Annotated in this window: 7 protein-coding genes; 1 reads left to right on the top strand and 6 read right to left on the bottom strand. The window is 69.3% G+C overall.

Going from position 1 to position 6,334, the window contains the following annotated elements; genetic code table 11:
- A partial coding sequence (locus IJH84_RS23855) for an alpha/beta fold hydrolase (RefSeq protein WP_367269086.1) occupies positions 1-199 on the bottom strand: 199 nt, incomplete at its 3' end.
- Between the two features lie 80 nt (positions 200-279).
- Here IJH84_RS23855 and IJH84_RS23850 point away from each other — a divergent pair.
- Entirely contained in the window at positions 280-2,640 is a 2,361-nt protein-coding gene (locus IJH84_RS23850) for a cytochrome P450/oxidoreductase (RefSeq protein ID WP_295149275.1), read from the top strand.
- A 206-nt stretch (positions 2,641-2,846) separates the two neighbouring features.
- On the opposite strand, the gene IJH84_RS23845 is transcribed toward IJH84_RS23850, so the two are convergent.
- The 5 genes from IJH84_RS23845 to IJH84_RS23825 all read right to left on the bottom strand — a co-directional run.
- Entirely contained in the window at positions 2,847-3,929 is a 1,083-nt protein-coding gene (locus IJH84_RS23845; protein ID WP_295149272.1) for a hypothetical protein, read from the bottom strand.
- 217 nt (positions 3,930-4,146) lie between these two features.
- A complete protein-coding gene (locus tag IJH84_RS23840) occupies positions 4,147-4,449 on the bottom strand; it encodes an antibiotic biosynthesis monooxygenase (protein ID WP_200072875.1) in 303 nt (100 codons plus the stop codon).
- Positions 4,450-4,529: 80 nt separating this feature from the next.
- Positions 4,530-4,961 carry a DUF2871 domain-containing protein gene (locus tag IJH84_RS23835; RefSeq protein WP_200072874.1) on the bottom strand — a complete coding sequence of 144 codons (432 nt, stop codon included), beginning with the start codon at positions 4,959-4,961 and terminating at the stop codon, positions 4,530-4,532.
- Between the two features lie 16 nt (positions 4,962-4,977).
- The gene (locus tag IJH84_RS23830; RefSeq protein WP_295149264.1) at positions 4,978-5,679 is read right to left on the bottom strand and encodes an ABC transporter ATP-binding protein; all 702 of its coding nucleotides are present in this window, start codon (positions 5,677-5,679) and stop codon (positions 4,978-4,980) included.
- Positions 5,680-5,714: 35 nt separating this feature from the next.
- Positions 5,715-6,334: ABC transporter permease (locus IJH84_RS23825; protein WP_295149261.1), on the bottom strand; the 620-nt coding region annotated here is incomplete at its 5' end.

The raw sequence follows: 6,334 nt of genomic DNA, 5'->3' as shown, positions 1-6,334 counted from the left end.
GCACGTCCGCGGCCGCTTCCGCGATGGTGAAGCGGCCGGACGCACCGGCCCGTGAGCCGTACCCGCGGAAGTCCATGAAGTGGTAACCGAACTGCGAGTTCTCCAAGTGGGCCGCCAGCGGCTGCCACGCGGTCGCCGACCCGAACCACCCGTGCAGTCCGATGACGGCGCGCCCGTCGTTGCCGGAATCCTGAGACATTTCGCCCACGGCACCTCCATGTGCGTCCCGGTCCATACAATTGTTGCCGTGCGCACATCCGCTGGATAGGTGTTGAAGACATGCAGATCGATGAATCCAGCCCCAGCGAAAACGGCGGAACGGACAGCCGGACCGCCACCCAGTGCCCGTTCGCGCAGCCACCACCGGTGCCGCCGGAGGACGGCTGCTCCGCGCAGGCGCGCTCGTTCGACCCGTTCGGCGAGGCCTACCAGCAGGACCCGCCGGGATCGCTGCGCTGGTCGCGCGCCGAAGAGCCGGTGTTCTACAGCCCCGTTCTGGGCTATTGGGTGGTCACCCGCTACGCGGACGTCAAGGCGATCTTCCAGGACAACATCCGGTTCTCCCCGTCGATCGCGCTGGAGAAGATCACGCCGGTCTCCGCGGAAGCCACCGAGGTGCTGCGCCGCCACGACTACGCCATGGCCCGCACGCTGGTGAACGAGGACGAACCGGCGCACATGCCGCGTCGCCGGGCGCTGATGGAGCCGTTCACCGCAGCCGCGCTGGCTCAGCAAGAGCCGGTGGTGCGCCGCCTGGTCCGCGAGCGCGTCGACCGCTTCATCGACACCGGCGAGGCAGACCTGGTCGACGAACTGCTCTACGAGGGTCCGCTGACGGTCGCGATGCACTTCCTGGGCGTGCCCGAGGAGGACATGGACAAGCTCCGCGAGTACTCCGTGGCGCACACCGTCAACACCTGGGGACGGCCCACTCCCGAGCAGCAGATCGCGGTGGCCGACACGGTCGGCAAGTTCTGGCAGTATGCGGGCGAGGTGCTGGAGAAGCTGCGCAAGGACCCGTCCGGACCGGGATGGATGCCCTACGCCATCCGGATGCAGCAGCGGCTGCCCGAGGTCATCACCGACTCCTACCTGCACTCGATCATGATGGCCGGGATCGTCGCCGCGCACGAGACCACCGCGCACGCCGCGGCGAACGCGTTCCGGCTGCTGCTGGAAAACCGCGGCGCGTGGCGGGAGATCTGCGCCGACCCCGCGCTCATCCCGAACACCGTGGAGGAGTGCCTGCGCCATTCCGGTTCGGTCGCCGCCTGGCGCCGCATCACGACCGCGCGGACCCGGATCGGCGACGTGACCGTTCCCGAAGGCGCCAAGCTGCTGATCGTCAACTCCTCGGCCAACCACGACGAGCGGCACTTCCACGACCCCGACGAGGTGGACATCCGGCGGGAGAACGCGCGAGATCACCTCACCTTCGGCTACGGCAGCCACCAGTGCATGGGCAAGAACCTCGCCCGGATGGAACTGCAGATCTTCCTGGAGGAGATCACCACCCGGCTGCCGCACCTGGAACTCGTTCCCGATCAGCGGTTCCACTACCTGCCCAACACCTCCTTCCGCGGCCCGGAGCACGTCCGGGTGCGATGGGATCCGCGAGACAACCCCGAGCGCGCGAATCCCGGCACGGCCCGGAATTCGCGGCCGGTGACGATCGGCGAACCGCCCCGGCGCACCATCACGCGGCCCGTCGAGGTCGAGTCGATCGAGCAAGCCGCCGCGGGCATCGCGCGGATCACGCTCGTCGACGCCAGGGCGGAACCGCTGCCTTCGTGGTCACCCGGCGCGCATGTGGACATCGAGCTGAACGGGATGTCCCGGCAGTACTCGTTGTGCGGCGATCCCGCGGACCGGACGCGGTACCAGATCGCGGTTTTCCGCGAACCCGGCGGCCGCGGAGGATCGGAGTACGTCCACGACCGGCTCCGCGTCGGCGACGAGCTGAACCTGCGCGGCCCCCGCAACAACTTCAAGCTCGAACCGGATGCCGGGCACTACGTGTTCATCGCGGGAGGCATCGGCATCACGCCGATCATCGCGATGGCCGATGAGGCGCTGCGCGCGGGCAGCGAGTACGAAATCCACTACTGCGGCAGATCAGCCGGTGCCATGGTGCTGCTGGCCCGGCTCATCCGCGATCACGGGAATCGGCTCACCGTGCACTGCTCGGACCAGGGCGGGCGGTTGAACGTCGACGAACTGCTCGCCGATCCGCGCGAGGACACCCAGATCTACGCTTGCGGCCCGCAACGGCTGCTCGCCGCGCTCGAAACGGCGACCGCCCGTTGGCCGCAGAACGCTTTGCGCGTGGAGCGATTCGAGGCCGATCGGGGTGCGCTCGATCCCGCCCACGAGCACGCCTTCGACGTCGAACTCGCGGAATCCGGCCGCACCGTCCGAGTGGCCGCCGACCGCTCGGTGCTCGCCGCGCTGCGCGAGGCCGATGTCGACGTACCCAGCGATTGCGAGCAGGGCTTGTGCGGCACCTGCGAGGTTTCGGTCCGCGACGGCGAGGTCGATCACCGCGACCACGTGCTCACCCGGACCGAACGCCGCCGCAACGACAAGATGATGACGTGCTGCTCCCGGGCCCGCGGCGCGAAACTGACCCTCGAACTGTGAGAGCTCGCGGCTTTCCAAGCCCCTCGCGGCGAGCACGACCAACGGCCCGGTGTCGGTGATCTCGGCCGGTTCAGTGCGGGTGTTCATCGCGCCGCTGCGCAGCCCCGCGACCTACTGGGGCAGCCGGAGCACGGCCGTATACCGCGCTGCATTTCGGCATTGCATGTCAGCGGTGCGCAGCGATAGCTCCGCGCAGCGGACGCGGTTCAGCTCGCGTCCATGTCCCTGGACAGGTGCGCCAGGTGATGCGAGGTGGCCAGCGCGATCCACTTGTCCGCACGGCCGATCGGGATGGCCGGGTTCTCCCGGCAGGAGTACAGCTTCTCGTCACCCCAGGAGAAGCTCGGCCCGGCGAATTCCGGCCGCCGCACGAGTTCTTCGGCGACATCCCGGAAGAACCGCTCGGCAGCGCCGGTCGGCAAGGCGCGGCCGTTGCGGTCCGGGACGTGGCGTGCGAACGAGAGCACGCCTCCGGGGACGGTGTAGTGCAGGTAGGGGTTCGGGGCGCCCGAGCCCTTCGTCTTCGATCGCGGGACGGGGTGGACGACGCCGTAGTCGCCGTAGCGCAGGGAGCCGTCGCAGTCGGCCCGTGCGCTCTTCCAAAGCCGGATCTCGGTTCGTTCGCGGGTGCGCGTGACGAAGCCGGTGCGCTCCTTCGGGATCGAGCCGCCCAGCACCGTGATCGACGCGCAGCCGTGGCGAGCGTTCAATCCGGTGATGTTCTTGCCCAGGGCCTCGACGCGGTGGTCCGGGACGGATGGCAGGTAGCCCTCGTCGAAGACCAGGTGCAGGTCCTCCACCCCGATTCGCAGCGCGGTGGCGATTCGCTCGATCCGCGCCCACGGCTCGACATCGGCCGGTGCTGCGCGTCGCGCGCGCACCACCACGGGACGGGGTTTGTGCTGGAGGAACTCGCGCATCGCGCGGAGTCGCCGGTCGTCGGCATCGGCCGCGACGACCGGGAGCAGGATCGGCTCGTCGTGGCCCGGAATCATCTCTTGGATGATCTCGTCGAGAACGCCGTCGAAATCGGTGAGCACCGGGGTGGGCGTGCTCGCGGCGGCATTACCGGCGGGCAGCCAGGTGGTGTCGAGCCATACCGGGTTGCCCTCCGCGACCGCGTCCACGGCGACGTTCAGGACCTGCTTGCCGATTGGGCCCTCCGGCAGCACGCCCGGCAGGAGTTCGATCATGACCTGGACGTGCGTGGCGGGTTCGTTGGACACGGCCTCCAGCTCGCCCGACTTGCTCTTGATCGCGAGCACCGGCCTGGTGGCAGGTCTCGGCACGCGGCAAGCACCCCCAACGCCGACGCCGGGCCCCGATCGCCCGTGCGGTTCCGCGGGTGGTTCGTTGTCGGGTCTTCCGCAGAATTGCAGTCGGTGGACGTCGGTGACCAGCGACTGAACGAGTGGTCGTCGGGTTCGGGTGCGCAGCGCCGGTGCGCAATGATGCCGTGCCTCAGCGGCGGGCCGCCCCGCTTCGGATCGGGGCGGCCCCGCGGACTCAGAGCACCTCGACGGACTCGAAGGTCTCCACCTGGTTCGAGGTGATGTTCCGGACCATGCCGCTGTTGCGCGCGTGCGCCTGCTTGAACGAATCGGAATCGACCCAGGCGCGGAAATGCGCTTCGGTGTCGAATTCGTTGATCGAGAGGTACGGCTCGCCGGCGGCGGCTGGGCGCAGCAGGGTGCTGCGCCGCAGGCCCGGAACTCCGGGCAGGTATTTGCGCATGTTGCCGGTGAACTGCTCCTCGAAATCCTGCGCTTTGTCCGGCGGCACGTGCAGCCGGTTGGTGGCGTAGAACATCGTCATTCTCCTTTGCGGGAGTGGGGAAATATGCCGGTCTGATCGTGCTGAGTCGCCGATTGGGAATTCGCGTGGCCGGGTCACCCGGGCGTCGACGCGGACTCGGCCCGTCCGCCGATCGCGCGGCCGTGCAAGTTGATGAACAGGAACACCAGGCCCGCGGTCAGCAGGATGTGCCCGAGCCCGGCGATTCCGGACACGGCCGCACCGGTCGTCCCGCCGAGAACGGTCGACGTGCCGTGGTAGACCAGAACACCGGTCGTGACGACCAGCCCCGCGTTGTAGAACCAGAAGAACGGGGCGAACCACCGGTTCGCGCTGAGTCGGAACGTCCGTTCCAGCACCAGCACGATGAGGAAGAACAGCATTCCCAGCGCGAGCAGATGCGTGTGCACCACACTGAGCTGAGTTTCCCCGGTGAATCCGTGCGCCTTGGCGATTTCGCGGTAGTACACCCCGGCCACCAGACCGAGGATCATGTAGGTGAGTGCGGCGTAGTAGGATTTCTTCATCTCGTTTCCCGGATGTTCAGCGAGTGTGCAGGGCCGTCGTGGCCGTTTCCGGGGCGAACACGCGCCCGTCGACCACCTCCACGAGGTCGTCGACCTCGCCCAGGCACGCCCGGTCGTGGGTGACGAGCACGGTCGCGGCTCCCGTGCGGTGGGTCAGCTCGAGCAGCAGCTCGATCACGGCCGCTCCGCGTTCGTGGTCGAGCGCGCTGGTGGGCTCGTCGACCAGCAGCACCGCCGGGTCGTTGGCCAGGGCTCGGGCGATGTTGACCCGCTGGCGCTGCCCGCTGGAGAGCTGGTGCGGACGGCGGTGCGAGTGGTCGGCCAGCCCGACCGCGTCGAGCAGTTCGCGGGCGTGCCCCCGCGCGGCGCGCGGGGAGCGGCCGTCGAGGTGCGCCATCACCTCGATCTGCTCGGCGGCGGTGAGCGAGTCCAGCAGGTTCGGCTGCTGGAAGATCATCCCGATGCGGCCGCGCCGCAGCGCCGCGCGCCCGGCCGCGCCGAGACCGGTGGCGGCGGTGCCGTCGATGACGACCGAGCCGGAGTCCGGCGTGATCAGGGTGGCGGCGACGGCCAGCAGGCTCGACTTGCCGGAACCGGACGGCCCGGCCACGGCGGTGACGGTGCCGCTGGGCACGTCGAGGGAAACCCGGTCCAGCGCGGTGATGTACCCGTCGCCGTCGGGGTAGGTCAGGGTGATGCCGGAAAGGTGCAGGCTCATGGTCTGAGATCTCCTCGGAGGCCGGGATGCGCGGGTCAGCGGGAAGCGCCGAGCGCGCCGAGCACGATCATCACCACGGCGGGCAGCAGCACGGTTCCCGCGTCGAGCACGAACGGCACGGTTCCCGCGGCCAGCGCTCCGAGACCGGCGGCGATCGCGGTGCCCAGCGCCGTGCCGCCGACCAGCAGGATCAAGGCCTGGCCCAGCGCGTCGCGCAGCAGATAGCCGGTGGTCGCGCCGAGCGCCTTGAGCACCGCGACGTCGCGGCTGCGCTGGATGGTCCAGACGGTGAAGAACGCTCCCACCACCAACGCGGCGATCACGAACAGGAACGCCTGCATCGTCTGCAGCGAAGCGTTCTCCGAGGAGTAGGACCCGATCGCCGCCAGCGAATCCGAACGCGACAGGGTGTGGGTGCCCAGCCGGGCGTCGGTCGCCGCCAGCGGAACCTGCCCGCTGGTGCTCAGCGCGACGACGGTGGCGTGCTCGTCGGAACCGCCGGGCGCGAGGCGCTGCCAATCGGCGAGGCCGGTCCAGATCACCGGCGTGTGGCTGAACGATGCGTCTCCGGCGACACCGCCGACTCGCAGCCGCTGGCCGTTGAGAGTCACTTCGTCGCCGGGACGCGCGTCGAGATCCTCGGCCGCGCCCGCGG

Origin of the sequence: Saccharopolyspora sp. (genome assembly GCF_017434145.1) — a bacterium.
In the GTDB taxonomy this organism is placed as follows: domain Bacteria; phylum Actinomycetota; class Actinomycetes; order Mycobacteriales; family Pseudonocardiaceae; genus Saccharopolyspora_C; species Saccharopolyspora_C galaxeae.
This window is presented reverse-complemented; position numbering and strand designations above follow the sequence as displayed.

Coding starts and splice junctions, on each gene's coding strand:
- IJH84_RS23850 (WP_295149275.1), top strand. CDS start 280: ATGCAGATCGATGAATCCAGCCCCAGCGAAAACGGCGGAACGGACAGC.
- IJH84_RS23840 (WP_200072875.1), bottom strand. CDS start 4,449: ATGTTCTACGCCACCAACCGGCTGCACGTGCCGCCGGACAAAGCGCAG.
- IJH84_RS23835 (WP_200072874.1), bottom strand. CDS start 4,961: ATGAAGAAATCCTACTACGCCGCACTCACCTACATGATCCTCGGTCTG.
- IJH84_RS23830 (WP_295149264.1), bottom strand. CDS start 5,679: ATGAGCCTGCACCTTTCCGGCATCACCCTGACCTACCCCGACGGCGAC.